The organism is Chromohalobacter sp. (genome assembly GCF_039830575.1).
In the GTDB taxonomy this organism is placed as follows: Bacteria; Pseudomonadota; Gammaproteobacteria; order Pseudomonadales; family Halomonadaceae; genus Chromohalobacter; species Chromohalobacter israelensis.
This window is the reverse complement of the sequence record NZ_JBDOOX010000011.1, coordinates 52,800-75,707: the sequence shown is the minus strand read 5'-3', so window position 1 is coordinate 75,707 and position 22,908 is coordinate 52,800. Positions and strand designations below refer to the sequence as shown.

Annotated in this window: 19 protein-coding genes; 15 read left to right on the top strand and 4 right to left on the bottom strand. The window is 66.3% G+C overall.

Annotated features, from left to right (window positions below; all coding sequences use genetic code 11):
* The 3 genes from cysN to ABGX75_RS09755 all read left to right on the top strand — a co-directional run.
* Positions 1-1,227, top strand: a 1,227-nt coding sequence (gene cysN / locus ABGX75_RS09765; protein ID WP_347411451.1) for a sulfate adenylyltransferase subunit CysN, incomplete at its 5' end; no start/stop codon positions are given.
* A 148-nt stretch (positions 1,228-1,375) separates the two neighbouring features.
* Entirely contained in the window at positions 1,376-2,287 is a 912-nt protein-coding gene (gene epsC / locus ABGX75_RS09760; protein WP_011507844.1) for a serine O-acetyltransferase EpsC, read from the top strand.
* A 197-nt stretch (positions 2,288-2,484) separates the two neighbouring features.
* Entirely contained in the window at positions 2,485-4,563 is a 2,079-nt protein-coding gene (locus ABGX75_RS09755; protein WP_224114505.1) for an LTA synthase family protein, read from the top strand.
* 15 nt (positions 4,564-4,578) lie between these two features.
* Here the strand turns inward: ABGX75_RS09755 and ABGX75_RS09750 are convergent, their stop codons facing one another.
* The 3 genes from ABGX75_RS09750 to cmoA all read right to left on the bottom strand — a co-directional run bounded on the left by ABGX75_RS09750 (position 4,579) and on the right by cmoA (position 7,171).
* The gene (locus tag ABGX75_RS09750) at positions 4,579-5,370 is read right to left on the bottom strand and encodes an ABC transporter ATP-binding protein (RefSeq protein WP_052046799.1); all 792 of its coding nucleotides are present in this window, start codon (positions 5,368-5,370) and stop codon (positions 4,579-4,581) included.
* A gap of 63 nt (positions 5,371-5,433) precedes the next feature.
* A complete protein-coding gene (gene cmoB / locus ABGX75_RS09745; protein WP_110061992.1) occupies positions 5,434-6,435 on the bottom strand; it encodes a tRNA 5-methoxyuridine(34)/uridine 5-oxyacetic acid(34) synthase CmoB in 1,002 nt (333 codons plus the stop codon).
* Positions 6,428-7,171 carry a carboxy-S-adenosyl-L-methionine synthase CmoA gene (cmoA, locus tag ABGX75_RS09740; RefSeq protein ID WP_035415267.1) on the bottom strand — a complete coding sequence of 248 codons (744 nt, stop codon included), beginning with the start codon at positions 7,169-7,171 and terminating at the stop codon, positions 6,428-6,430. The genes cmoB and cmoA overlap by 8 nt, the downstream gene beginning before the upstream one ends.
* 141 nt (positions 7,172-7,312) lie before the next feature.
* Between cmoA and pgi the strand changes: the two genes are divergently transcribed.
* The 12 genes from pgi (at position 7,313) to ABGX75_RS09680 (ending at position 21,784) form a co-directional block, all read left to right on the top strand.
* Positions 7,313-8,992, top strand: coding sequence for a glucose-6-phosphate isomerase (gene pgi, locus ABGX75_RS09735; protein WP_035415088.1), 1,680 nt, complete (start codon positions 7,313-7,315; stop codon positions 8,990-8,992).
* Positions 8,993-9,044: 52 nt separating this feature from the next.
* A complete protein-coding gene (locus ABGX75_RS09730) occupies positions 9,045-9,680 on the top strand; it encodes a YqiA/YcfP family alpha/beta fold hydrolase (protein ID WP_224114504.1) in 636 nt (211 codons plus the stop codon).
* A 10-nt stretch (positions 9,681-9,690) separates the two neighbouring features.
* Positions 9,691-11,571, top strand: coding sequence for a DNA topoisomerase IV subunit B (gene parE, locus ABGX75_RS09725; protein ID WP_035415090.1), 1,881 nt, complete (start codon positions 9,691-9,693; stop codon positions 11,569-11,571).
* A 176-nt stretch (positions 11,572-11,747) separates the two neighbouring features.
* Positions 11,748-14,000: a DNA topoisomerase IV subunit A gene (gene parC, locus ABGX75_RS09720; protein ID WP_347410983.1), complete on the top strand. Its 2,253-nt coding sequence runs from the start codon at positions 11,748-11,750 to the stop codon at positions 13,998-14,000.
* A gap of 16 nt (positions 14,001-14,016) precedes the next feature.
* Positions 14,017-15,249, top strand: a complete 1,233-nt coding sequence (serB, locus tag ABGX75_RS09715) for a phosphoserine phosphatase SerB (protein WP_347410984.1) — start codon at positions 14,017-14,019, stop codon at positions 15,247-15,249.
* Positions 15,250-15,360: 111 nt separating this feature from the next.
* The gene (locus tag ABGX75_RS09710; RefSeq protein WP_347410985.1) at positions 15,361-17,070 is read left to right on the top strand and encodes an HD domain-containing phosphohydrolase; all 1,710 of its coding nucleotides are present in this window, start codon (positions 15,361-15,363) and stop codon (positions 17,068-17,070) included.
* Between the two features lie 117 nt (positions 17,071-17,187).
* Complete coding sequence (locus tag ABGX75_RS09705; RefSeq protein ID WP_347410986.1) at positions 17,188-18,231, top strand: M4 family metallopeptidase; 1,044 nt, start codon at positions 17,188-17,190, stop codon at positions 18,229-18,231.
* Entirely contained in the window at positions 18,228-18,578 is a 351-nt protein-coding gene (locus tag ABGX75_RS09700) for a protealysin inhibitor emfourin (protein WP_035415097.1), read from the top strand. Before ABGX75_RS09705 ends, ABGX75_RS09700 begins: the two co-directional genes overlap by 4 nt.
* A gap of 174 nt (positions 18,579-18,752) precedes the next feature.
* Positions 18,753-18,926, top strand: a complete 174-nt coding sequence (locus tag ABGX75_RS09695) for a hypothetical protein (RefSeq protein ID WP_156961567.1) — start codon at positions 18,753-18,755, stop codon at positions 18,924-18,926.
* A 13-nt stretch (positions 18,927-18,939) separates the two neighbouring features.
* Positions 18,940-20,655 carry a 2-isopropylmalate synthase gene (leuA, locus tag ABGX75_RS09690; protein ID WP_347410987.1) on the top strand — a complete coding sequence of 572 codons (1,716 nt, stop codon included), beginning with the start codon at positions 18,940-18,942 and terminating at the stop codon, positions 20,653-20,655.
* Between the two features lie 7 nt (positions 20,656-20,662).
* Positions 20,663-21,124 carry a DUF3465 domain-containing protein gene (locus ABGX75_RS09685; RefSeq protein ID WP_035415099.1) on the top strand — a complete coding sequence of 154 codons (462 nt, stop codon included), beginning with the start codon at positions 20,663-20,665 and terminating at the stop codon, positions 21,122-21,124.
* A 69-nt stretch (positions 21,125-21,193) separates the two neighbouring features.
* Positions 21,194-21,784, top strand: coding sequence for a DUF4202 domain-containing protein (locus ABGX75_RS09680; protein ID WP_128691114.1), 591 nt, complete (start codon positions 21,194-21,196; stop codon positions 21,782-21,784).
* Positions 21,785-21,797: 13 nt separating this feature from the next.
* Here ABGX75_RS09680 and epmB read toward each other — a convergent pair whose 3' ends face one another.
* Positions 21,798-22,868, bottom strand: coding sequence for an EF-P beta-lysylation protein EpmB (gene epmB, locus ABGX75_RS09675; RefSeq protein ID WP_128691113.1), 1,071 nt, complete (start codon positions 22,866-22,868; stop codon positions 21,798-21,800).
* Between the last annotated feature and the right edge of the window lie 40 nt (positions 22,869-22,908).

Here is a 22,908-nt window from a genome sequence, read left to right as displayed (position 1 = left end):
GGCACCACCGGCGACCAGGTCGACCTGGCGCTGCTCGTCGACGGCCTGCAGTCCGAGCGCGAGCAGGGCATCACCATCGATGTCGCGTACCGGTACTTCTCCACCGACAAGCGCAAGTTCATCATCGCCGACACCCCCGGTCACGAGCAGTACACCCGCAACATGGCCACCGGCGCCTCCACGGCCAGCCTCGCGGTGATCCTGATCGACGCCCGTCACGGCGTGCAGACCCAGACCCGGCGGCACAGCTTCATCGCCGACCTGCTGGGCATCCAGCACCTGGTGATCGCGGTCAACAAGATGGACCTGGTCGACTACTCCCAGGCGCGCTTCGACGAGATCGTCGCCGAGTACCGCGAATTCGCCGCCAAGCTCAACGCCCCGGACATCCACTTCGTGCCGCTGTCCGCGCTGGAAGGCGACAACGTCGTCAACAAGAGCGAGGCCATGAGCTGGTACGAGGGCCCGGCGCTGCTCCATCTGCTGGAGACCGTCGAGGTCACGCACGACAAGAACCTCACGGACCTGCGGCTGCCGGTGCAGTACGTCAACCGCCCGCATCTGGACTTCCGCGGCTACTGCGGCACGCTCGAGGCCGGCATCCTGCGGCCCGGCCAGCGCGTCAAGGTGCTGCCCTCGGGCAAGGCCTCCACGGTGGCTCGCATCGTCACCTTCGACGGCGACCTCGAGGAGGCCTATCCGGGGCAGGCGATCACCGTCACGCTCGACGACGAGATCGACATCTCGCGGGGGGACTGGCTGGTCGCCGAGGACGCCGAGGTACCGCTGGCCGACGCCTTCGAGGCGGACATCGTGTGGATGCACGACACCGCGCTGGAGCCCGGCCGGCTGTACGACCTCAAGCTCGCCACGCGGGACCTGGCGGGCAAGATCACGCGGATCGACTACCAGACCGACGTCAACACGCTCGAGCACCACGCCGCCGAACGGCTGGCGCTCAACGCCATCGGCCGCTGCCGCGTCGAGGTGGCGGGCACGCTGCCGGTGGACGACTACCGCGTGAGCCCGGGCACCGGCAGCTTCATCGTCATCGACCGCATGACCAACGTGACCGTCGGCGCGGGCATGGTGCGCGGCGCGGCGGAAGGCGCCGGCAACACCGGCGAAGTGGACTGGCAGGCCTTCGAAATCGAGTTCAATGCCTTGATCCGCAAGCATTTCCCGCATTGGGAAGCAAAAGACGTACGTTCGCTTTTCGGTCAGTGATCACGGGCTGAACGCGTTCTTCCATGCCCTTCCCGCGCTCGTGGGGAGGGCATTTTTCATGCAGGCTGCGAGGACGCGACAAGGTCGCACTCGACCATGAGTCGGCTTATCATGAGTCTTTCGCAACCATTGATGACACGGTGAGGGTATGCATAACGTCGATTGGCAGCTTGATGAAATCGTGACGCAACTGAGGGCCACCCGTGAAACCTGGCGCGAGCGTCATGGGCGTTCACGCGAGCGTGGCTGTCGCGAACTGCCGTCGCGAAGCGCCATTCGTGCGATTACCGACGACCTGATCGGCGCGCTGTTTCCGATGCGCCTGGGGCCGAGCGATCTGCGTCGCGAGAGCGAGGATTTCTATGTCGGCCACACGCTGGATGCCACCCTCAACGCGCTATGTCACGAGGTCTGCCTGGAGCTGAAGTACATCGCCCGGCAACTGGGGCGTGATGCCGGCGACACCCAGGCGCGTGCGGTGGAGGTCGTGCAGGGGTTCGCGGCCGGCCTGCCCGAGCTGCGTCGTCAACTCGATGCCGACGTGATGGCCGCCTACCACGGCGATCCCGCGGCGCGCAGCGTCGATGAGGTGCTGCTGTGCTATCCGGGCGTGCATGCGGTGATTCACCACCGTATCGCCAATTACTTCTATCAGGCGGATCTTTCGCTGCTGGCGCGCATGATTGCGGAAATCGCGCATTCCGACACGGGCATCGACATTCACCCGGGCGCGACCATCGGCGAAGGGTTCTTCATCGACCACGGCACCGGCGTGGTCATCGGCGAGACCGCGATCATCGGCAACAACGTGCGTCTCTATCAGGCGGTGACGCTGGGCGCCAAGCGCTTCCCGGCGGACGAGCGTGGCCACCTCGAAAAAGGCCTGCCGCGCCACCCGGTGGTCGAAGACGACGTGGTCATCTACGCCGGCGCCACGATCCTCGGGCGCATCACCATCGGCAAGGGCTCGATCATCGGCGGCAACGTCTGGCTGACACGCGACGTGGAGCCGGGCAGCAACGTGACCCAGGCCAACCTGCAAAGCGGTCCCTGCCCGTGACACGGCAGGGGCAGACAGGTATCGCGACGCGCGGCTTCGGCCGCGCGTCGTCGTTCGTGGGCCCCCGTTCCCTGCGCTGATGCGCCGTTTCCCCGACGCCCTCCTTTCCTTATCGGTCTTCCAGTTAGTCCGCTAACGTATCGCCAGTGGCCCTCGAGATCGGTATAGTGTGCGCGTTTACCAGATCGAGATGACAAATGTATAACGATTCCGTGACGATATCGCGCTGGCAGCACTGGCGCGAATTGAACCGTCAGCTCTGGCGTCTGGGCCTGATCGGCGTGGCGACACTGACACTGATGCGCGCGCTGTTGCTGTGGGTCAATGCCCCGACGCCCCTGGATGCATCTCAGGGGGAGGTGTTCGATGCGTTCTGGATGGGGCTGCGCTTCGACGCCAAGATCATGGCGGTCTTGCTGGGGCCGTGGTTACTGATCGCGACGGCATTGCTGCCGCTGCCACGGTATTTGATCGCCGCCTGGCGCCGTGTATGGCTGGCCTGGGCCGTCGCGATCATGGCGCTGGTCAATGTGCTGGCGCTGATCAATCATTTCTTCTTCGGCTTCTACCAGGGGCCCATCAACGCGCTGATCTTCGGGTTGTTCGAGGATGACACCCAGGCCGTGCTGGAAACGGTGTGGAACGATTACCCGCTGGTGCCTCTCGTCGTGGTGCTCGTCGGCATGACGGGCACCCAGATCGCGCTGATGCGCCGGGGTCGCCGGCGTGCAAGGGCGCCGTTGGGACCTGCCCGCGCGACGCTGCTGGTCGTGGTGTCGCTGGTCGCGCTGATCGGGTTGGGCCGCGGCACCCTGGGCACCTTCCCGCTGCGCGAGATGCACATGTCGGTGTCCGGCAATGCCTTCGTCAATGACCTGGTGCCCAGCGGCCCCCAGGCGTTGTATCTGGCATGGAAAGAACGTGGCGTGGATGCCATCGGCAGCGACGACCCGGAGTCCGGATTGACGCGTCTCGGTTTCGCGTCTCCCCAGGCCGCCGCACGCGCGCTGGGATGGTCGCAGGTCGATACGCCCGGCGAGGTGCGCGAGCGGATGCAGCGGACCACGCCCGAACGTCCCGCGGCGACCGCTCGACCGCCGCACGTCGTGGTGAGCGTGATGGAAAGCTGGGGACGACGACCGATGGATTTCGACGACCCCGCGCACAATGACCTTCTGGGGCATCTGCGCCCCTGGGTGGAAGACAAGGCGGACTATTTTCCGCATGCGCTATCGGCGGAGAATGGCACGCATCCCAGCCTAGAAGGCATGCTGCTGGATACCCCGATCAGCCCGCTGACCCAGAGCCGGCACGGGTATCATCGCTTCTCCACCTCCGTCGCGCTGCCGTATGAACGCGCCGGCTATCGCACCGTGTTCCTCACCGCCGGCTCGACGCAATGGCGCAACCTCGACGATGCCTTGAAGCGCCAGGGCTTCGATGAGGTGCTGGGTGAAAACGCCATTCGCGAACGCTTCCCCGAGGCTCGGGGCAGCACCTGGGGGCTCTATGACGAGTGGATGTTCCGCTATGGCGAGGCGTTGCTGCAGGAAGCCGAGGCCAACGGCGAGAAGGTGATGCTGGTGATGCTCTCGATCACCAATCACCCGCCTTACCGGATTCCCGAGCATTACGATCCCGCGCCGCTGGATGTCTCGCGCCTTGGCGATGCCCTGGCCGTGTCGCCGGCATTCGGGACCTCGATTCTCGAGACGTACCAGTATGCCAACGACAGCATGGGTCGCTTCCTGAACCGTCTCGAGGACGCTGGCTTGATGGATCACACTCTGTTCGCGGCCACCGGCGATCACAATTCGCGCTCGTTGATTCGTTACCCCGACGCCCATGACTTGTTCGATCAATTCGGCGTGCCGATATTGATGTGGATTCCGCCGCGCTATCGCGGGCAGGGCGAGGCTCGAACCGAGGACTGGGCCAGCCATCGCGACATCTTCCCCACGCTATGGGCGCATTCGCTGTCCGCCGCCGAGGTGCCATGGATGGGGCGCGACCTGTACGCGCCGGCGACCTCGCCGATGGCGTTGACGTTCAATCGGCAGGATGGTGGCCAGGGGCTGGCGATCGGCGCGGCGGGCGCGGTGACGCATCTCGCCGATCCGACTTTCTACCGCTGGTCGCAGGGCGTGCTGCATGCCGACGATTCGCCCTCGCCGGCGTTGCGCGATCAGGCGCGGCATGCGCGCGCACGCATGGCGCTGGAAGACTGGCGCATTCGACGCGAGGCCTTGCAGGCCGAACACACCGAGACTCACTGAGTCGTCGGGGGCGAGTCATGGCGCCGCGTCATTGGGGGGTGGTGCGTTCGGCCGGGTACGCTCGGCCGAGGAGACCTGCACGCGCAGGACGTGGCGGACCGACGGCGACAGGTCGGCACGGCGCGACCCGCCATCCATCCACCAGACGCGATCGCAATGCGCAAGGCTGGCATCGCAGGGGCTGACCACCGGTACGATGCAGAGCCGGTGGCGCCGTGAGGCGGCGCCCAGATCGGCCAGCAGGCGCTGCTCCTGATCGTGTGCCAGGGGCTCCAGGTCGAGCAGCAGGATGCCGTTGTCGCGGCGCTGCCGGCAGGGGCAGTAGGGCGCCGCCGCGACCTGGCACAGTGCCCGCGCGATCATGGCTCGCTGGGCGTTGACGGCGTCGAGCGTCCCCAGGCGTCGGTCGCTCACGCCCTGCAGGTCGAGTGCCGCGAGCGCCGTCTCCACCGCCACCGGCAGGCAGGGAGGCGAAGCGGCGCCTTGCTGCACGACGCGCGAGCAGCTCTCCAGCAGCCCGAGTCCCACCAGGTCGCGCACACGCCAGTCGGCAAGACTTTGCGGAGGGGCGATGACATGCGCGATGCGCTGGGCGCGATAGGCGCTGGGCCAGCAGTGCAGCGGCTGGCCATCGAGGCAGATGCTGCCCCGCGTGGGTCGATAGAGGCCGGCGAGCAGGCCGATCAGGGTGCTCTTGCCGGCGCCGTGCGGCCCGCAGATACCGAGCAGCTCGCCGGGCACCAGGCGATCGCTGAACGGCCTCAGGCTTGGGGTGCCCTCGAGAGCCGTATTGAAGAGCGACAGCATGAGGAGTCTCCTTCGACGACGATAATGATAAATATTATCGTTCGCATGTCGAATAAGGGCAAGTCACTCCGGCTTGCGTGCCACCAGAACGGCCCGTCGAGGCGCCGGGTAGCCTTCGAGCGTCAGTGTCGCATCCTCGGGGTCGAGAAAGTCGGCCAGCGAGTGGAAGGTCATCCACTCGGTGCTGCGCTGTTCTGCCAGCGATGTCGGGGCCTCGTCGACGACGCGGACGTCCTCGAAACCGCTGCGCTCGAGCCAGTGCGCTAGGGCCTTCGACGAGGGCAGGAAATATACGTTGGGCATGGCGGCATAGCGTTCGCCGGGCATGAAGACCGTGTTCGCCTCGCCTTCGACCACCAGGGTCTCGAGGACGAGCTCGCCCCCCGGGCGCAGGGTGTCGCGGAGCTGCATCAGATGCTCCAGGGGAGAGGGCCGATGGTAGAGCACACCCATTGAAAAGGTGGTGTCGAACGCTTCCAGCTTCGGCGGTACCGCCTCGATGCCGACCGGCAGGAAATGCGTGCGACAGCCATCGGCATCGCCGACGAAATGGCGCACGGCCTGGAATTGATAGTAGAAACGCGGCGAGGGGTCGACGATCAGCACGAAGGCCGCGCCTGCGCCCACCATGCGCCAGCCGTGGTAACCGTTGCCGCCGCCGACATCCAGCACGCGACGTCCCTCGAGCGGGGACAGGTGCGGTGCGACGCGTTGCCATTTCCAGTCCGAGCGCCACTCGGTATCGATGTGGATGCCGCCCAGGGTGTAAGGTCCCTTGCGCCAGGGCATCAACTTGCGCAGCAGGTTCTCGCACTGACGTTGCTGGCTCTCGGTGAGCGCGAGATCGACACGCACGCTGTCGCTGTCGAGCGCGACATCACGTGCTTCGGGCAGCGTGGGCAGCTTGGCGACGGCCTTCTCCCAGGCGGGCAGGTCGCCGAAGCGCTTGCGGTCCAGGCCATCGGCGAGTTGCGCGGGCAGACGGGCGACCCATTCGCTCAGGCCGTGATCGAGCAGGGCATCGAACAGGGCCCGCTGGGCAGGGGGCAGAGAGCGATCAGGCATCCTTGAAGGCGACCATCGAGGCGAAGTTGAGATACTGGAACCAGGTGCTGACACGGGTGAAGCCGGCCTCGTGCAGGCGCTCGTGGTGCGCGTCGAGGGTGTCCGGCACCAGCACGTTTTCCAGCGCGGTGCGCTTCTGGCTGATTTCCATGTCGCTATAGCCGTTGGCGCGCTTGAAATCGTGGTAGCGTTCCACCAGCCAGGCGTTTTCCTGCTCGTCGGGCAGCACGATCTTCTCGGAAAGCACCAGCACGCCGCCGGGCTCGAGGGCGGCGTACAGGCGCTCGATGACCGCGCGACGGTCCTCGGGGGGCAGGAACTGCAACGTGAAGTTGAGCACGATCATGCCGGCGGGTCGGTAGTCGACGTGGCGGATATCGCCCTCGACGATATCGATGCGATGATCGGGGCATTCCTCGCCGAGCGTTTCACGTGCCCGGGCGACCATCGTCGGCGACAGGTCGACGCCGGTCAGGGTGAAGGCCTCCGGCGGCAAGCGTCCGGCGAGCGCCAGGGTCACGGCGCCCAGCGAGCAGCCCAGGTCATAGACGTGAGCGCCGAAGCGCAGGTGGCGTTCGGCGATCAGGCCCAGCATGCCCAGGATCTGACCATAGCCGGGTACCGAGCGGCGAATCATGTCGGGAAAGCAGGCGACGACCTTTTCATCGAAGGAAAAATTGGCCACCCGGTCCAGGGGTGTCGAAAAGATTGCGTCACGGTAAGATGCGTCACTCATGAGCCAGTCAATCGCGTCGAGGCGTGGCCGAGGCCACAGGAAGTGGCGATATTGTACGCGCCGCGTCATGGCTCTGCATCCGCAGGGCCCACTCGCGGCATCCGCGGGCCGTCAGCGAGCTTGTCAAGGAGAGCACGAGTCATGTCCCAGTCAACCATGATCCATCATTCAGAGGCCTGGCAGGCACTCACGCAGCATGCCGACGGCATGCGCAACGTGCACCTCAAGTCTCTGTTCGCCGAGGCCCCCGGCCGCCATGCCCGCTTTACCCGGCGTGGCGCCGGCTTGACGCTGGATCTCTCCAAGCACCGCTGGCGCGACGAGACACTGACGAAATTGCTCGCGCTGGCACGCGAGGCGAATCTCGAGCGTGCCATCGAGCGTCTGCAGAACGGCGAGCGCGTCAATCTCTCCGAGGATCGTCCGGCGCTGCACACCGCGCTGCGCTTGCCGCCGGAGGCCAGTCTGGTGGTCGAGGGCGAGGATGTGGTGCCCGATGTGCATGAAACGCTGGCCCGCATGCAGGCGATGGTCGAGAAGTGCCATGCCGGCCAATGGCGAGGTGCCACCGGCAAGGCGATCACCGACGTGGTGAATCTCGGCGTGGGCGGCTCCGACCTGGGACCGCTGATGGTCACCCATGCCTTGGCCGATTACCGCCCGCGGGACGTGCACCAGGTCGACATCCATTTCGCCTCGACCATGGACGGCTCGCAGCTCGCCGATTATCTGACCCGCTTCAATCCCGCCACGACGCTGTTCGTGCTGTCGTCGAAGTCGTTCACCACCATCGATACGCTGTCCAACGCCTCTACCGCACGCGACTGGCTGATGACGCGGCTGGCCGACGGCGGTCGTGATGCCGGCATGCGCGAGGTGGTGATGCGCCAGCATTTCATCGGCGTCTCGGCCAAGCCCGAGCGCATGAGCGAGTGGGGGATCGACCCGCGCCATCAGCTGCGCTTCTGGGAGTGGGTCGGCGGGCGTTATTCGCTATGGGGCGCCATCGGGTTGCCCATCGCCCTGGCGGTGGGGATGGAAAACTTCCGCGAGCTGCTGGCGGGGGCCCACGAGATGGACCGTCATTTCCGCGATACGCCGCTCGAAGACAACTTGCCGGTGCTGCTGGCGCTGGCGGGGATCTGGAACGTGAACTTCCTCGACGTGCGTGCGCATTCGATTCTGCCCTACGATGGCCGGCTCGAGTATTTCGCCAGCTATCTCGAACAACTGGAGATGGAATCCAACGGCAAGTCGGTCACCAATGACGGCGAGATCACGCCTTATTCCACCTGCCCGGTGTTGTGGGGGCAGCTCGGCCCCAATGCACAACATGCCTTCTATCAGCTGCTGCACCAGGGGACTCAGGCGGTGGAGTGCGATTTCATCGCGCCGGTACGTCGTTACGACCGGGTGGAAGATCCCGCCACGCGCGCCCACCTCAAGGCCCAGCATCGCCTGACGCTGGCCAATTGCATCGCCCAGTCGCGAGTCTTGATGCTGGGCGACGAGGCCTTGCCCAGCGATGCCCCGCGCCCCAGCCACAAGCGCTATCGCGGCAACCAGCCCTCGACCACGTTGCTGCTCGACCGCCTGACGCCGCGTACGCTGGGGGCGCTGATCGCGCTCTACGAGCACAAGGTGTTCGTGCAGGCCACGATCTGGGACATCAACCCCTTCGACCAGTGGGGCGTGGAGCTGGGCAAGCAGATCGCCTCCGAAACCGAGCAGATTCTGGCCTCGCGGCGTGGCGCCGAGACCCTGGACGATTCCAGTCGTGGGCTGCTCGATGTCGTCTGGCAGGCCCAGGACGCGACATGATGCTGGTTGTTTGTACAGGTTTTGCGGTATGCTGGTGGCGCCCGTGGCAAACATGACGCCCGTGACCAGCATCCTGTATCTGCACGGTTTCAATAGCGGCGCGGCATCGCCCAAGGCGCAACTGATCGCGGCGACCTGCGAGCGTCTGGCGTCCGACGGCGCCACGCCACCGAGGTGCGTGGCGCCTCAGTTGCCGCATCGTCCGGACGATGCCCTGGCATGTGCCGAGCGCGAATTGCGTGGCCTGGGCGACGATACCCTGTTGATCGGCAGTTCGATGGGCGGGTTTCTTGCCACCTGCCTGGCCGAACGCGCCGGGCTGCGTGCGGTGTTGATCAATCCCGCGGTGCGGCCGGCGCGCCTGGTGGCGCAATGGGAAGGGGCGGCGTTCGAGAACCCCTACACCCATGAACGCTTCACCATCGACGCGCAACACGGCGCCGCGCTCGAGGCGATGACCCCGAGTGGCATCATCGCGCCGCACCGTTATCGGCTGCTGCTGGGCAGCGCCGACGAGACGCTGGATTGCCGTGATGCGCTGGCGTTCTACGCCGGTGCGCCGACGCTCGTGCATCCTGGCGGCGACCACGGCTTCAGCGCGCTGGCCGATTATCTGCCAGCCATTTTCGCGCACGGGGGTTGGACGCTACCCCCACGATCGCCAACGCGCTCTGACGAATCCACATAATGGACAACGCATGACGCAATACAGTGCCAGTTCCATCGAGGTCCTGTCGGGACTCGATCCGGTGCGCAAGCGCCCCGGAATGTACACCGATACCAGTCGACCCAATCACCTCGCCCAGGAAGTCATCGACAACAGCGTCGACGAGGCGCTGGCCGGCCACGCGAGCCACATCCGCGTGCGCCTGCATGACGACGGCGGCATCGAGGTCAGCGACGACGGGCGTGGCATGCCCATCGACATGCACCCCGAGCACGGGGTCTCCGGCGTCGAGCTGATCCTGACCCGGCTGCACGCGGGCGGGAAGTTCTCGCAGTCGAGCTATCGCTTCTCGGGAGGGCTGCACGGGGTCGGGGTGTCGGTGGTCAACGCCCTGTCCCGGCGCCTGGAAATCGAGGTCTGTCGCGACGGCGACCGGCATGGCATGGCCTTCGCCCACGGCGACAAGGTGGAAGACCTCACCGTCATCGGGACCTGCCCCAAGAAGGCCAAGGGAACGGTGGTGCGGTTCTGGCCGGACGAGAGCTATTTCGATAGCCCCAGGCTGGCGTTGCCGCGTCTCAAGCACTTGTTGCGCGCCAAAGCGGTCCTCTGCCCCGGGCTCGAGGTCACGCTGATCGAGGCGGATGGTACCGAGAGCGTGTGGCAGTACGCGGATGGGTTGCGCGACTACCTGGCCCAGGCCACCGACGATGTCGAGACGTTGCCTGCCTCGCCGTTTCTCGGTCACTTCGAGGACGAGGACCAGGGCGTCGACTGGGCCATCCAGTGGCTGCCGGAAGGCGGTGAGTTGCTGCAGGAATCCTACGTCAATCTGATCCCCACGCCGCTCGGCGGCACGCACGTCAACGGTCTGCGCTCCGGGCTGCTCGACGCGCTGCGCGAGTTCTGCGAATACCGCAGCCTGTTGCCACGCGGGGTCAAGCTGACCGGCGACGACCTGTGGGAGCGCGTCTCGTTCGTGCTGTCGGTGAAGCTGCTCGACCCGCAGTTCGCCGGGCAGACCAAGGAGCGGCTATCCTCGCGGGTGGTGGCCGGGTTCGTCTCCGGTGTGGTCAAGGATGCCTTCTCGCTGTGGCTCAATCACCATGTCGACCAGGCCGAGGCCCTCGCCGAGCTGGTGATCAATGCCGCGCAGCGGCGTCAGAAGAGCGCCAAGAAGGTCGCCCGCAAGAAAGTGACCTCCGGTCCCGCGTTGCCCGGCAAGCTGGCCGACTGTTCGGGGCAGGACCCGGCGGCGTCCGAGCTGTTTCTGGTCGAGGGCGACAGTGCCGGCGGCAGTGCCAAGCAGGCCCGCAATCGCGAGACACAGGCGATCCTGCCGCTGCGCGGCAAGATCCTCAATACCTGGGAGGTCGAGGCGCACGATATCTATGGCTCCCAGGAGGTCCACGACATCGCGGTTGCCATCGGCATGGACCCCGGCAGCGACGATCTCTCCAAGCTGCGTTATCACAAGATCTGCATTCTCGCCGATGCCGACTCCGACGGCCTGCACATTGCCACGCTGCTGTGCGCGCTGTTCGTGCGTCATTTTCCGGCGCTGGTTGATGCCGGGCACGTGTTCGTGGCCATGCCGCCGCTGTATCGCATCGACCTGGGCAAGGAGGTGCACTACGCCCTCGACGAAAGCGAGAAGACCGCCATCCTGAAGCGCCTCGAGGGCAAGCGCGGCACGCCCAACGTGCAGCGCTTCAAGGGCCTCGGCGAGATGAGTCCGCTGCAGCTGCGCGAGACGACGATGGCCGCCGACACCCGGCGCCTGGTCCAGCTGACCCTGACCGTGGGCGACGGCACGCGCGAGATGATGGACATGTTGCTGGCGAAAAAGCGCGCCGGTGACCGCAAGAACTGGCTCGAGGACTACGGCAACCTCGCCGATATCGAGGTGTAAGCAGGAAGACGGAAGAGATAAGGGCGAAGAACCAAGACGGCAGACGTGAGAGGGATGGGGAACGATGCGGTCATCTCCCTCTCGAGGCGCGAAGCGCCGTTCTTCTCTCTTCAGGCTATGTTTCGTGCGGGCGCGGTCCGCGAAGTTTCCATCGATGGTAGAAGGGCGTTGAACCCATGACCATGGATATCCATGTCGAGGAAGGCGACGTCGAACGTCTCTCCCTCAAGGAATACACCGAGAAGGCGTACCTCGATTATTCGATGTACGTGATTCTCGACCGTGCGCTGCCGCATATCGGCGATGGCATGAAGCCGGTGCAGCGCCGCATCGTCTATGCCATGCGCGAGTTGTCGCTGACGGCGAGCGCCAAGTACAAGAAGTCGGCACGTACCGTCGGCGACGTGCTGGGCAAGTTCCACCCGCATGGCGACAGCGCCTGTTACGAGGCGATGGTGCTGATGGCGCAGTCGTTCAGCTATCGCTATCCGCTGATCGACGGCCAGGGCAACTGGGGCAGCCCCGACGATCCCAAGTCGTTCGCGGCGATGCGCTACACCGAGGCGCGACTGTCGAAATTCTCCGAAGTGCTGCTCTCCGAACTCGGCCAGGGCACGGTCGACTGGACGCCCAACTTCGATGGCACCCTCGACGAGCCAGCCGTGCTGCCCGCGCGTCTGCCGCACGTGCTGCTCAATGGCGCCACCGGCATCGCGGTGGGCATGGCCACCGACATTCCGCCGCATAACGTGCGCGAAGTCGTGGACGCGACCTGCCACCTGCTGCGCCATCCCCAGGCCACTGTCAGCGACCTGATGGCTTACGTGCCGGCGCCGGATTTCCCCACCGAGGCCGAAATCATCAGCCCGCCGAGCGACCTCGCCAAGCTCTACGAGAGCGGGCGCGGCTCGGTGAAGCTGCGCGGGCGCTATACGCTGGAGGAGGGCAATGTGGTGGTCACCGCGCTGCCCTATCAGGTCAGCGGCGCCAAGGTGCTGGAACAGATCGCCGCGCAGATGCAGGCCAAGAAGCTGCCCATGGTGGCGGATCTGCGCGACGAGTCGACCCACGAGACGCCCACGCGGCTGGTGATCGTGCCGCGCTCCAACCGGGTGGATGTCGAGGCGCTGATGGCGCACCTGTTCGCGACCACCGACCTCGAGAAGAACGTGCGCGTGAACCTCAACGTCATTGGGCTGGACGGTCGCCCGCGGGTCATGGCCCTGAATGCCATCCTCGATGAATGGCTGCGCTTTCGTCGGGCGACGGTCCGGCGGCGGCTCGAGCATCGGCTGGGCAAGGTCGAGGATCGCCTGCACATTCTCGAAGGCCTGCTCACGGCGTATCTCAACATCGACGAGGTCATCCGCATCATCCGCGAGGAGGATGTGCCCAAGACCGCCTTGATCGAGGCCTTCGGGCTCAGCGAGCGCCAGGCGGAAGCGATTCTCGAATTGCGTCTGCGCCACCTGGCCAAGCTCGAGGAGTTCAAGATTCGCGGCGAGCAGGACGAATTGCTCGCCGAGCGTGAGCGGCTCAAGGAATTGCTGGGCAACGATGCCGCCTTGACCGATCTGATCGAGCGGGAATTGCGCCAGGACGCCGACGATTACGGCGATGCGCGGCGTGCGCCGCTGGTCGAGCGCGGGGAGGCCAAGGCGCTCTCCGAGGTCGAGCTGATCGGTGCCGATCCGATCACCGTGGTGTTGTCCGAGAAGGGCTGGATTCGCAGCGCCAAGGGGCACGAGATCGATCCCGCCGGCCTGTCCTACAAGGCGGGCGACCGCTTTCACCTGGCCGCGCGCGGCAAGTCCAATCAGCCGCTGGTGCTGCTCGACGACGCGGGCCGCAGTTATACCCTGACCGCACACAACCTGCCCTCGGCGCGCAGTCAGGGCGAACCCATCACCGGTCGCATCAACCCCGGCGCCGGCGCTCGCATGGTCGGCGTCATGCTCGATGTCCCCGAAGCGCGCTACCTGCTGGCCTCGGATGGGGGCTATGGCTTCATTGCCAGGCTCGACGACCTGATCGGCAAGAGCAAGGCGGGCAAGGCCGCGCTCAGCGTGCCCAAGGGGTGCAACGTGCTGCCTCCGGTCGCGGTACCGGAAGGCGAGGACACGCGTATCGCCGTGGTGTCCAACGAGGGACGCCTGCTGGTGTTCCCGCTCGAGCAGTTGCCGGTGATGGCCAAGGGCAAGGGCAACAAGATGATCGATATTCCCGGCGCACGGGCCGCCAACCGGGAAGAGTTCGTGCGTGATCTCGCCATGCTGCCCGCCGGCGCTTCGCTGGTGATTCACGCCGGTAAACGCAAGCAGACGCTCTCGAGCCGCGATCTCGACTATTACGTCGGCGAACGCGGACGTCGGGGCAGCAAGTTGTCGCGCGGCTTCCAGAAAGTCGACCGGCTCGAGACCATCGAATGACGCGGGAAGAGACAGCATGACTCAGCGGTTATTGATCCATGTCGACGGCGCCGATCGTGCCGGACAACTGGCGGCACTGGGCAAGGCACTGGCGGCGTCCGGGGCGTGCCTGCTGGATGTACGTCAGCAGAGCGCCTTCGGCCGCATGGCGCTGGAGGCGTTGGTGAGCGCCGAAGACGATGCCGCCGCGCTGCAGGCACGGCTCGGCGAGCACTTCGCGGAGCAGGCGCTCACGTTCGACGTTCAGCCGGTGACGGGCGAGGGCTGGCAGGCCCTGCAGGCGCGCACCGAGATGCCGCGCCTGATCGTGTCGCTGATGGGGCCAAGACTGCCGGCGACGATGCTGGCCGAGCTCGGCGAGCTGGCGGCGGCGCATGGATTGAGCATCGAGCACATGCAGCGCCTGTCGGGCGCGGCATCCCTGGAAGAGGCAACGCCGCGTGGCGCCTGCGTGGAATGCCTCCTGCGCGGCCCGGCGGTCGAGTTGCCCGACTTGCGTGAGCGGGCGCTGGCACTCGGCGCGCGGCATGGCGTGGACATCGCCATCCAGGAAGATTCCCTGTGGCGCTGTCATCGGCGTCTGATCTGCTTCGACATGGACTCCACCCTGATCCAGGCCGAGGTGATCAACGAACTGGCCCGGCGGCATGGCGTCTACGACGAAGTGGCGGCGGTGACCGAGCGTTCCATGCGTGGCGAGCTCGATTTCCAGCAGAGCTTTCGCGAGCGCATGGCCAAGCTGGAAGGGCTCGACGAATCGGTACTGCGGGACATCGCCGAGAATCTGCCGCTGATGGATGGCGTCGAGCGCCTGATGACGCACCTCAAGCGCCTGGGCTATCGGACCGCCATCATTTCCGGCGGCTTCACCTATTTCGCGCATTATCTGCAGGAGCGTCTGGGCTTCGACGAGGTTCACGCCAACGAGCTGGTGATACGCGACGGCAAGATCACCGGCGAGGTGCGCGAGCCCATCATCGATGCCGATCGCAAGGCCTGGCTGCTGGGAGAGATCGCGCGTCGCCAGGGCCTGGCGCCGCAGCAGACCATCGCCGTGGGCGACGGCGCCAACGACCTCAAGATGCTGGAAAGCGCGGGACTGGGCATCGCCTTCCGTGCCAAGCCGCTGGTGCGTCAGCAGGCGCGGCAATCCATCGCCACGCTGGGGCTGGATGCGGTGCTGTACCTGCTGGGTTATCACGAGGAGGCACTGGAGCGTCTGTCGGGCGCCGACGAGCTCAAGTCTTGACCGAGACGGCCGATAGCGGGTTACGTATCTTTACGCGTGCATGCACGACGCGCCATGTTCGCTGTGCGTGCCGCGCCCCATTCAAGCCCTGACCTTTCGGATCCTGTCTCGATGTCATCACCCGAGTCCGCAACCCTAGACGTGACGCATCCCGGCGAGCTGCTGGGCCTGCTCGAGGCTTTCACGCACCCGGGAGGCGCAAGCCTTTGTTTCGAGACGGGCGATGGCGCGCCGTGGCCGGTGGTGGTCGTGTCGGTCGAGCAGGATGTCTCGTTGTGTCTGGATATCTCCGCGGTGCGCGAAATCGTGCCGCGCCTGCGGCACGGTGAGCCGTTTCATCTGATGGGACAAGCCGACGGCGCGGTGGTCACCACCCGGACGCTCGAGGTGCATGAATGGCGCGAAAGCGACGGCCGCTTATACGTCATCTGCGATTATCCGCAAGGGGCCTCGGTGCTGCAGCGACGCAGCAGCTTTCGTGCCGAACTGCGTGCGGACATGAACGTCATGGCCACCCTGAGAGTGGCGGGCCAGGATACGCCCTTCGAAGGGAGACTCGGCAACCTGTCCATGGGCGGATGCCTGCTGGAACTGCCGCTGTCCGCAGCGGCGGCGCTCAAGCCGGAGCAGGTCGTCGATGGCATCCGCCTGGCGTTTCCCAATCAGCGCCACTTCGAGCTGCCGGCCTGTGTTCGCCATGTGCGCACCGACGAAGGCTGGACGAAGGCCCAGGTGGGTTGCGAATTCACCGACCTGACGCCGGCCATGGAGCGCCTGCTGTGGTATTGCGTAACGGAGACCGAGCGCGAGAGCGCACGCAACGTGATGCATGAGGGACGGCCCCTGGCGCCTTCATCACTGTTTCAACCGCCTGACGAGGCGCGCCGGGATACGTCGCGCCGGCGGCAAGCGAAGTCGCGGCCGGGAGGCGCGATGGCGGCCAGGTTGCAGAAGGTCGCCGACTATCTGAATGCGCAACTGGTGCAGCTGAAGAGTGGCGAGCCGGTGGCCGCGTCCCAGCTGTCGCGCAATACCGATACGCTGTTGACCCTGTGGGAGCAGGATCGCCAGGCCCTGCTGTATGCCGTGGCGTGTCTGCGGGACGAGTCGAGCCTGGTTCAGCACAGCCTGGCGGTGGCCGTGCGCATGCTCGATCTGGGGCAGTCGCGTCGCCTGGCACCCGAGCGTCTCAAGGCCGTGGTGGCCTGTGCGCTGATCCATGATCTCGGCAAGGGGTTGCTGCCGGATCGCTTGCTGCGTGACGAGGCGCTGGATGCCGACGAGCAGGTGCAGCTGCATCGCCACGTCGAGTCGATACTCGAGCGTCTCGGCGAGTGCCGCTGGCTGGATGCCGACGTCGCGGCCCAGGTGATCGGCATGGCCAACGAGCGTCTCGATGGCAGCGGCTATCCCGCCGGACTCGAGGGAGAAGCGTTGCCGACCCTGGCGCGCATGATGGCGGTGGTCGATGTCGCCGATGTCATGACTCGCCCGCGGCCGGGGCGTGCCGCCTGGACGCAGCGCGATGTCTATCGCCACCTGTTCACGCATTCCGACGCCTTCGACAACACCTGGGTACAGCGCTATATCCGCCGCTTCGGCGTGGCGCCCATCGGCTCCCTGGCGTTGTACGCCAACGGGGCGCTGGCATGGGTCAAGCATCACGACGCGCGCGGCAATCCCGATGCGGTGCACGTTGTGCTCAATACCCGCAATCCCAAGCGCCGGCTCGACCAGCCGTTGAGCGGTCCCGACCTCGATCAGCTGGGAGCACTGAAGGAGACCGTCAACTCCGCCCGCTACCGCCTGATGCCACCGTGAGCGGACAAGCGTCCTGACGGGTCGACGTGTCACGGCAAGCGCTTCGTTGCGCTTGTCGGCGTGAGGTGAGCCACACTGCCTGGGTCATGACCGATACGTGATCAAGGAGCATTGCCCATGGTATTCCCCAAGTCGCCATCGCGCGGTTTCATGCCGCCGCACGTGCTCGATCGAATCGCGCTGCAGGGTACCGAGCGCCAGCGGCGGTGTGCTCAGCAGACGTTGCAGGCCGACCAGTGGTTCCGCCTACGCGCCTCGCCGCCGCCAGCGCGCGATGCGGCGCGGGCCGTCGCCGGGCGGCCCGATCGCCGCATCCATTCCGCCGACCACGAACAGACGCTGCCCGGCCGTCTGGTGCGGGAAGAAGGCCAGGCCGCGCATTGGGATGCGGCCGTCGACGAGGCCTATGAGTGGCTGGGTGCGACCTACCGGTTCTACTGGGAGGTCTTCGGGCGCGACTCCATCGACGATCGAGGCATGCCGCTGATCGGCACCGTGCATTACGGCCGCGATTACGACAACGCCTTCTGGAACGGTGCGCAGATGGTCTTCGGTGACGGCGACGGCGACCTGTTTCGGCGGTTCACGGCGGCGCCGGAAGTCGTCGCGCACGAGCTGACCCACGGTGTGATCGAGCGCGATGTGGGGCTGGTCTACGCCGACCAGTCCGGGGCGCTCAACGAATCCCTGGCCGATGTCTTCGGGGTGGTGGTCAAGCAGTACCATGCCGGCCAGACGGCGCAGGAAGCGGACTGGCTCATCGGCGCGGCGTTGTTGACCGACCGGGTGCAAGGCCGTGCACTACGCTCCATGGAAGCGCCGGGGACGGCATACGATGACCCCGTGCTGGGACGCGATCCGCAACCGGGCCACATGCGCGATTTCGTCGACACGCAGGCCGACAACGGTGGCGTTCACATCAATTCCGGCATACCCAACCGGGCCTTTTACCTGGCGGCGGTGGCCCTGGAGGCGCCGGCGTGGGAGAGCGTCGCGCCCGTGTGGTATGCGGCCATGCGCGATGACGCCCTGAGCCGGGAATCGGATTTCGCGGCTTTCGCGGCACTCACCGTGGCACATGCCCGGCGCCAGCATGGAGAGGGAAGTCGCGAGGCGCGTGCGGTGGATGACGCCTGGCGCGAGGTGGGCGTCGTCTCATGAGCCGCGTCGACGTGCCGTTGCTGTCGCACGACATGCGCCTGGCGATCAGTCGCGAGGGCGGCTTTGCCTATCTACCGGGACTGGCCGCCCCGCGCGAGATCGAGTGCGAGCGGCTCTCGGATGACAAATGCGCCCGGCTCGGCGCGTGGCTGAGCAGGCTGGCGAATGTTCCCGAGGCGTCGACCACCGGGGCCGATCGTCGCTGCTTCCGGTTGACGCTGAGCTCGCGACGCACCGGCGAGGCCTGCTGGCAGCGTCGGCTGGACGAGCCATGCGCGCCGGCCTGGCTGGTACGCCTGTGGCGCGATGGCGAGCGCGCGCTCGACGAGGACGACCCGGCGACGTAAGGTCGGGTTGACACGCCGTGCATGCAGCTGTTTAGTTAACCACATGATGACTTTCGACATGCGACTGCCACGTCTGGACCTACGACTTACCATCGGCCCATGAGCCGACGGGATGCCCTGCGCATCGTCATCCTTCCGGTACAGTGACCCCGGTCCAACGAAGAAAAATCCGCCATGTCGAACACCGCCACCGCCCCGAATGTTTACCGCGCCTTTTCCGTGCGTTCGCCCATGTCCGGCGATGCCGTCCGCGCGTCGATTCACCGCCTCACCGCGCCCCGCGAAGCCTTCGAGCCGCGGGGCGTCGTCGTGTTCGGGCGGGGCGATTTCCACAACGCCTATCGCTGAAGGAGGCAACGCCATGATGCTCCAGGACCCTTCCACCAAATATCGCCCCTTCGAGGCCGTCGACCTGCCCGACCGTCAATGGCCGGCGCAGCGGATAACGCATCCGCCCGTGTGGTGCAGCGTGGACATGCGCGACGGCAACCAGGCGCTGATCGACCCCATGGACCTCGAACGCAAGCGGCGGTTTTTCGACCTGCTGGTCAAGACCGGCTTCAAGCAGATCGAGGTCGGTTTTCCCTCGGCCTCGCAGATCGACTTCGATTACGTGCGCGAGCTGATCGAGGACGATGCGATCCCCGACGACGTGACCATCCAGGTGCTGACCCAGGCGCGGCCGCATCTCATCGAGCGCACCTTCGAAGCGCTGGAAGGCGTCAAGCGCGCCATCGTGCATGTCTACAACGCCACCGATCCGGTGTTTCGGCGCGTGGTGTTCGGCGTCGACAAGGCCGAATGCATCAAGATCGCCACCGACGCCACGACACAGATCAAGGACATGATGGCGGCACGCCCGAATACCGACTGGACCTTTCAGTACTCGCCGGAACTCTTCACGTCGACCGAGCTGGATTTCGCCGTGGATATCGTCGATGCCGTCAGCGAGGTCTATGCACCGACACCGTCCAAGCCGATGATCGTCAACCTGCCGGCGACGGTGGAGATCGCCACGCCCAACCATTATGCCGACCAGATCGAGTGGTTCTGCCGTCATGTGGCGCGGCGCGACAGCCTGGTGGTGAGCGTCCATCCCCACAACGACCGCGGCACCGGGGTGGCGGCGGCGGAGCTGGCGTTGATGGCCGGCGCCGACCGTGTGGAAGGCACGCTGTTCGGCAACGGCGAACGTACCGGCAACGTGGATATCGTCACCCTGGCGATGAACATGTATACCCAGGGCGTGCATCCGCAGCTCGACTTTTCCAACATCACGCCGCTGATGCGCGAGGTGGAGCACTGCAACCAGTTGCCGGTGCATCCTCGCCACCCGTATGTCGGTGACCTGGTGTTCACGGCGTTCTCGGGCTCGCATCAGGATGCCATCAAGAAGGGCATGGCCGAGCGCCGCGACAATCCCGACAGCCTTTGGGGCGTGCCGTATCTGCCCATCGACCCGCTCGACGTGGGGCGTTCCTACGAGGCGGTGATCCGCGTCAACAGCCAGTCGGGCAAGGGCGGGGTGTCCTACCTGCTGGAGCAGGAGCACGGCATCGAGTTGCCGCGTCGTCTGTCCATCGAGTTCAGCCAGGTGGTGCAGACGGTGGCCGAGCGTACCGGGCGCGAGATCACCTCCCAGATGATCTATCGCACCTTCGAGGATGAATATCTCACCAGCCGCGACCCCTATGCGCTGATCAATCATCGCCTGAGCTCGGACGACGATAGCCCGCGCGTACGCCTCGACGCCCAGATCGACGAGCAGGGCGAGCGCCGCCATGTCACCGGCGAGGGCAACGGTCCGCTGGCCGCCTTCATCAAGGCGCTGGCGGCACATGGACTGGACGTCGAGATCATCGATTATCACGAGCACTCGCGCGGCCAGGGGGCGGATGCCGAGGCGGTGGCCTATGTCGAGGTGCGTGTCGAGCAGACGCCGGTGTTCGGGGTCGGTGTCGACGAGAGCATCACCAGCGCCTCCATGAAGGCGGTACTCGGCGCGCTGAATCGCCACTGGCGTACTCAGCAGGCGCCGGCGCCCAACGTCACCGCCGAGACGCTCGGCGAGGCCTGAGGTCGGCATGGGCATGCGTCGCCGTGCACTCCTGCTCAGCCTGACGTTCGCGGTGGCGGTGCTCGTGCTGGCCGGGGCGCTGGCGGTCCTGGCGCCCTCGGGGGCGGCCCCCTCGGCCGGCGAGGGGGCGCGCTCGGGCGTCGTGACGCTGCGCGAGGCCTATCGGGAGCACCGCAGCGGGCTGCAGGTCGAGGCGCGCGGCGAGGTGATTCGCCTCTTGCCGGACGACGACGATGGCAGCCGCCATCAGCGCTTCATCCTGCGCCTGTCGAGCGGCCAGACGGTGCTCATCGCCCACAACATCGACCTGGCGCCCCGGCTGGAGGGATTGCGCCCCGGGGAGACGGTCGCCTTCTTCGGCGAGTACGAATGGAACCCCGAGGGCGGCGTCGTGCACTGGACGCATCACGACCCCGGCGGCGACCATCCCGGCGGGTGGCTCGAGTACCAGGGACGGCGCTATCACTGACGTCGCGATTTCCCGCCTGCCAGGCAGTGGCGTAGGCTGGGGCGATGCATGAACCGCAAGGAGACGAATATGCCCGAGCATTCCCGCTTCCAGCACGCTCTCGAGGCCCTGGACGCCGCGCATGCCGAGGACCCGCGACGCGAGGTGACCGATACCGGCGAGGTGGCCGCCGAGCTGCTGTACGCCCAGCGCATGAGCGAGTGGCTGGCGCGTGTCGCCCCGCATGCGTCGGAACCGCTGCAACTGGCGGTACGCGCCCAGCATCTGCGGCGCTGGGAAGTGCCGCGCGGCGACTACCCGCAGGATCGTCCCGGCTATCTGGCCTGGCGCCGCGATCTGGGGCGCCGCCAGGCGGCGTTGGCCGAGACGATCGTGCGCGAGGCGGGATACGACGCGGCAGCGGTACAGCACGTGGGCGCCTTGATCCGCAAGGAGAACCTCAAGCGCGATGCGGACACCCAGGCGCTGGAGGATACCGCCTGTCTGGTCTTCATGGCCCATTACTTCAGCGATTTCGCCCGCGAGCACGATGACGACAAGCTGGTGCGCATCGTCGCCAAGACCTGGCGCAAGATGTCGCCGCGCGGACACGAGCTGGCATCAGCGCTGACGCTGCCCGAGCGGGAACGCGAGCTCGTGGCGCGCGCCCTGTCGGCGTGAGGCCATCGAGAACCTAGGCCAGTGGCGTCTTGCTGGCCTCCCCGGGAACCTCGCGCACCAGACGCGGCATCAAAAAGCCGGCGAGCCGGGTGCGCAGGGTTTCGACCAGCGACACCGCCTCGGCATCGGGGACGTCGAAATGCGCGGCGCCCTCGACCGGGTCGAGCACGTGCAGGTAATACGGCAGGATGCCGACCTCGAAGAGCCGCTCTGAGAGCCGGGCGAGCGTCTCGACATCGTCGTTGACGCCTCGCAGCAGTACGCTCTGGTTGAGCAGCGTGACGCCGGCGCCGCGCAAGCGCTGCATGGCGTCGGCGACCCCGGCGTCGATTTCGTTGGGATGGTTGATGTGTACCACCATCACCGTCTGCAGCCGGGTGGCGGCCAGCCAGTCGAGCAGGGCACTGTCGACGCGGTCGGGAATCACCACCGGCAGGCGCGTGTGCAGGCGCAGGCGCTTGAGGTGCGGTATGTCCGCCAGGCGCTCGGCCAGCCAGGCCAGGCGACGGTCGGGCGAGGCCAGGGGGTCGCCGCCGGAGAAGATGGCCTCGTTGATCGAGGTGTCCTGACGCAGATAGTCGAGCGTGGTCTCCCACTGCCCGCGCGAGGGCGAGTTCTCGGCGTAGGGAAAGTGGCGGCGAAAGCAGTAGCGGCAGTTGATGGCGCACGCCGGGCTGGCGATCAACAGCACCCGGTTGCGATACTTGTGGATCAGCCCCGGCCGGGGACGGTGCTCGGCTTCCTCCAGGGGATCGCCGACGAACCCGGCGACAGGCTCGCTCTCCCGGTCGAGAGGCAGCACCTGGCGCAGCAGGGGGTCGTCGGGATCGCCCCGACGGATGCGCGCCAGATAGGCGTGCGGGACGCGTACGGGAAACAGGGCATGGCCCGTCTCGGCGCCTCCGAGCCAGGCCGTGTCGAGGTCGAGGCGTCGGCATAGCTCATGCGGGTCGCGCACCGCGTCGCGCAGCTGGGCCTGCCAATCCTGACGATGCTGACGCGGCGTCAACGGGACGGCCTCCGAGGCGGGATCGTCTGGCGAGGTGCTGTCGCTCTGCAAAGCAGCGGATGTTCGGGTTATCATGGGCGGCTATTTCCTATGGGCCTCGTGATGGCGGTGGCGT

What these genes read in the sequence shown, in the direction of transcription:
- ABGX75_RS09680 (WP_128691114.1), top strand. Translation starts at nt 21,194, where the DNA reads ATGCCCGAGCATTCCCGCTTCCAGCACGCTCTCGAGGCCCTGGACGCC.
- ABGX75_RS09695 (WP_156961567.1), top strand. Translation starts at nt 18,753, where the DNA reads ATGTCGAACACCGCCACCGCCCCGAATGTTTACCGCGCCTTTTCCGTG.
- epsC (WP_011507844.1), top strand. Translation starts at nt 1,376, where the DNA reads ATGCATAACGTCGATTGGCAGCTTGATGAAATCGTGACGCAACTGAGG.
- ABGX75_RS09710 (WP_347410985.1), top strand. Translation starts at nt 15,361, where the DNA reads ATGTCATCACCCGAGTCCGCAACCCTAGACGTGACGCATCCCGGCGAG.
- ABGX75_RS09705 (WP_347410986.1), top strand. Translation starts at nt 17,188, where the DNA reads ATGGTATTCCCCAAGTCGCCATCGCGCGGTTTCATGCCGCCGCACGTG.
- pgi (WP_035415088.1), top strand. Translation starts at nt 7,313, where the DNA reads ATGTCCCAGTCAACCATGATCCATCATTCAGAGGCCTGGCAGGCACTC.
- leuA (WP_347410987.1), top strand. Translation starts at nt 18,940, where the DNA reads ATGATGCTCCAGGACCCTTCCACCAAATATCGCCCCTTCGAGGCCGTC.
- cmoA (WP_035415267.1), bottom strand. Translation starts at nt 7,171, where the DNA reads ATGAGTGACGCATCTTACCGTGACGCAATCTTTTCGACACCCCTGGAC.
- ABGX75_RS09750 (WP_052046799.1), bottom strand. Translation starts at nt 5,370, where the DNA reads ATGCTGTCGCTCTTCAATACGGCTCTCGAGGGCACCCCAAGCCTGAGG.
- parC (WP_347410983.1), top strand. Translation starts at nt 11,748, where the DNA reads ATGACCATGGATATCCATGTCGAGGAAGGCGACGTCGAACGTCTCTCC.
- ABGX75_RS09685 (WP_035415099.1), top strand. Translation starts at nt 20,663, where the DNA reads ATGGGCATGCGTCGCCGTGCACTCCTGCTCAGCCTGACGTTCGCGGTG.
- ABGX75_RS09700 (WP_035415097.1), top strand. Translation starts at nt 18,228, where the DNA reads ATGAGCCGCGTCGACGTGCCGTTGCTGTCGCACGACATGCGCCTGGCG.
- parE (WP_035415090.1), top strand. Translation starts at nt 9,691, where the DNA reads ATGACGCAATACAGTGCCAGTTCCATCGAGGTCCTGTCGGGACTCGAT.
- serB (WP_347410984.1), top strand. Translation starts at nt 14,017, where the DNA reads ATGACTCAGCGGTTATTGATCCATGTCGACGGCGCCGATCGTGCCGGA.
- ABGX75_RS09730 (WP_224114504.1), top strand. Translation starts at nt 9,045, where the DNA reads ATGACGCCCGTGACCAGCATCCTGTATCTGCACGGTTTCAATAGCGGC.
- ABGX75_RS09755 (WP_224114505.1), top strand. Translation starts at nt 2,485, where the DNA reads ATGTATAACGATTCCGTGACGATATCGCGCTGGCAGCACTGGCGCGAA.
- epmB (WP_128691113.1), bottom strand. Translation starts at nt 22,868, where the DNA reads ATGATAACCCGAACATCCGCTGCTTTGCAGAGCGACAGCACCTCGCCA.
- cmoB (WP_110061992.1), bottom strand. Translation starts at nt 6,435, where the DNA reads ATGCCTGATCGCTCTCTGCCCCCTGCCCAGCGGGCCCTGTTCGATGCC.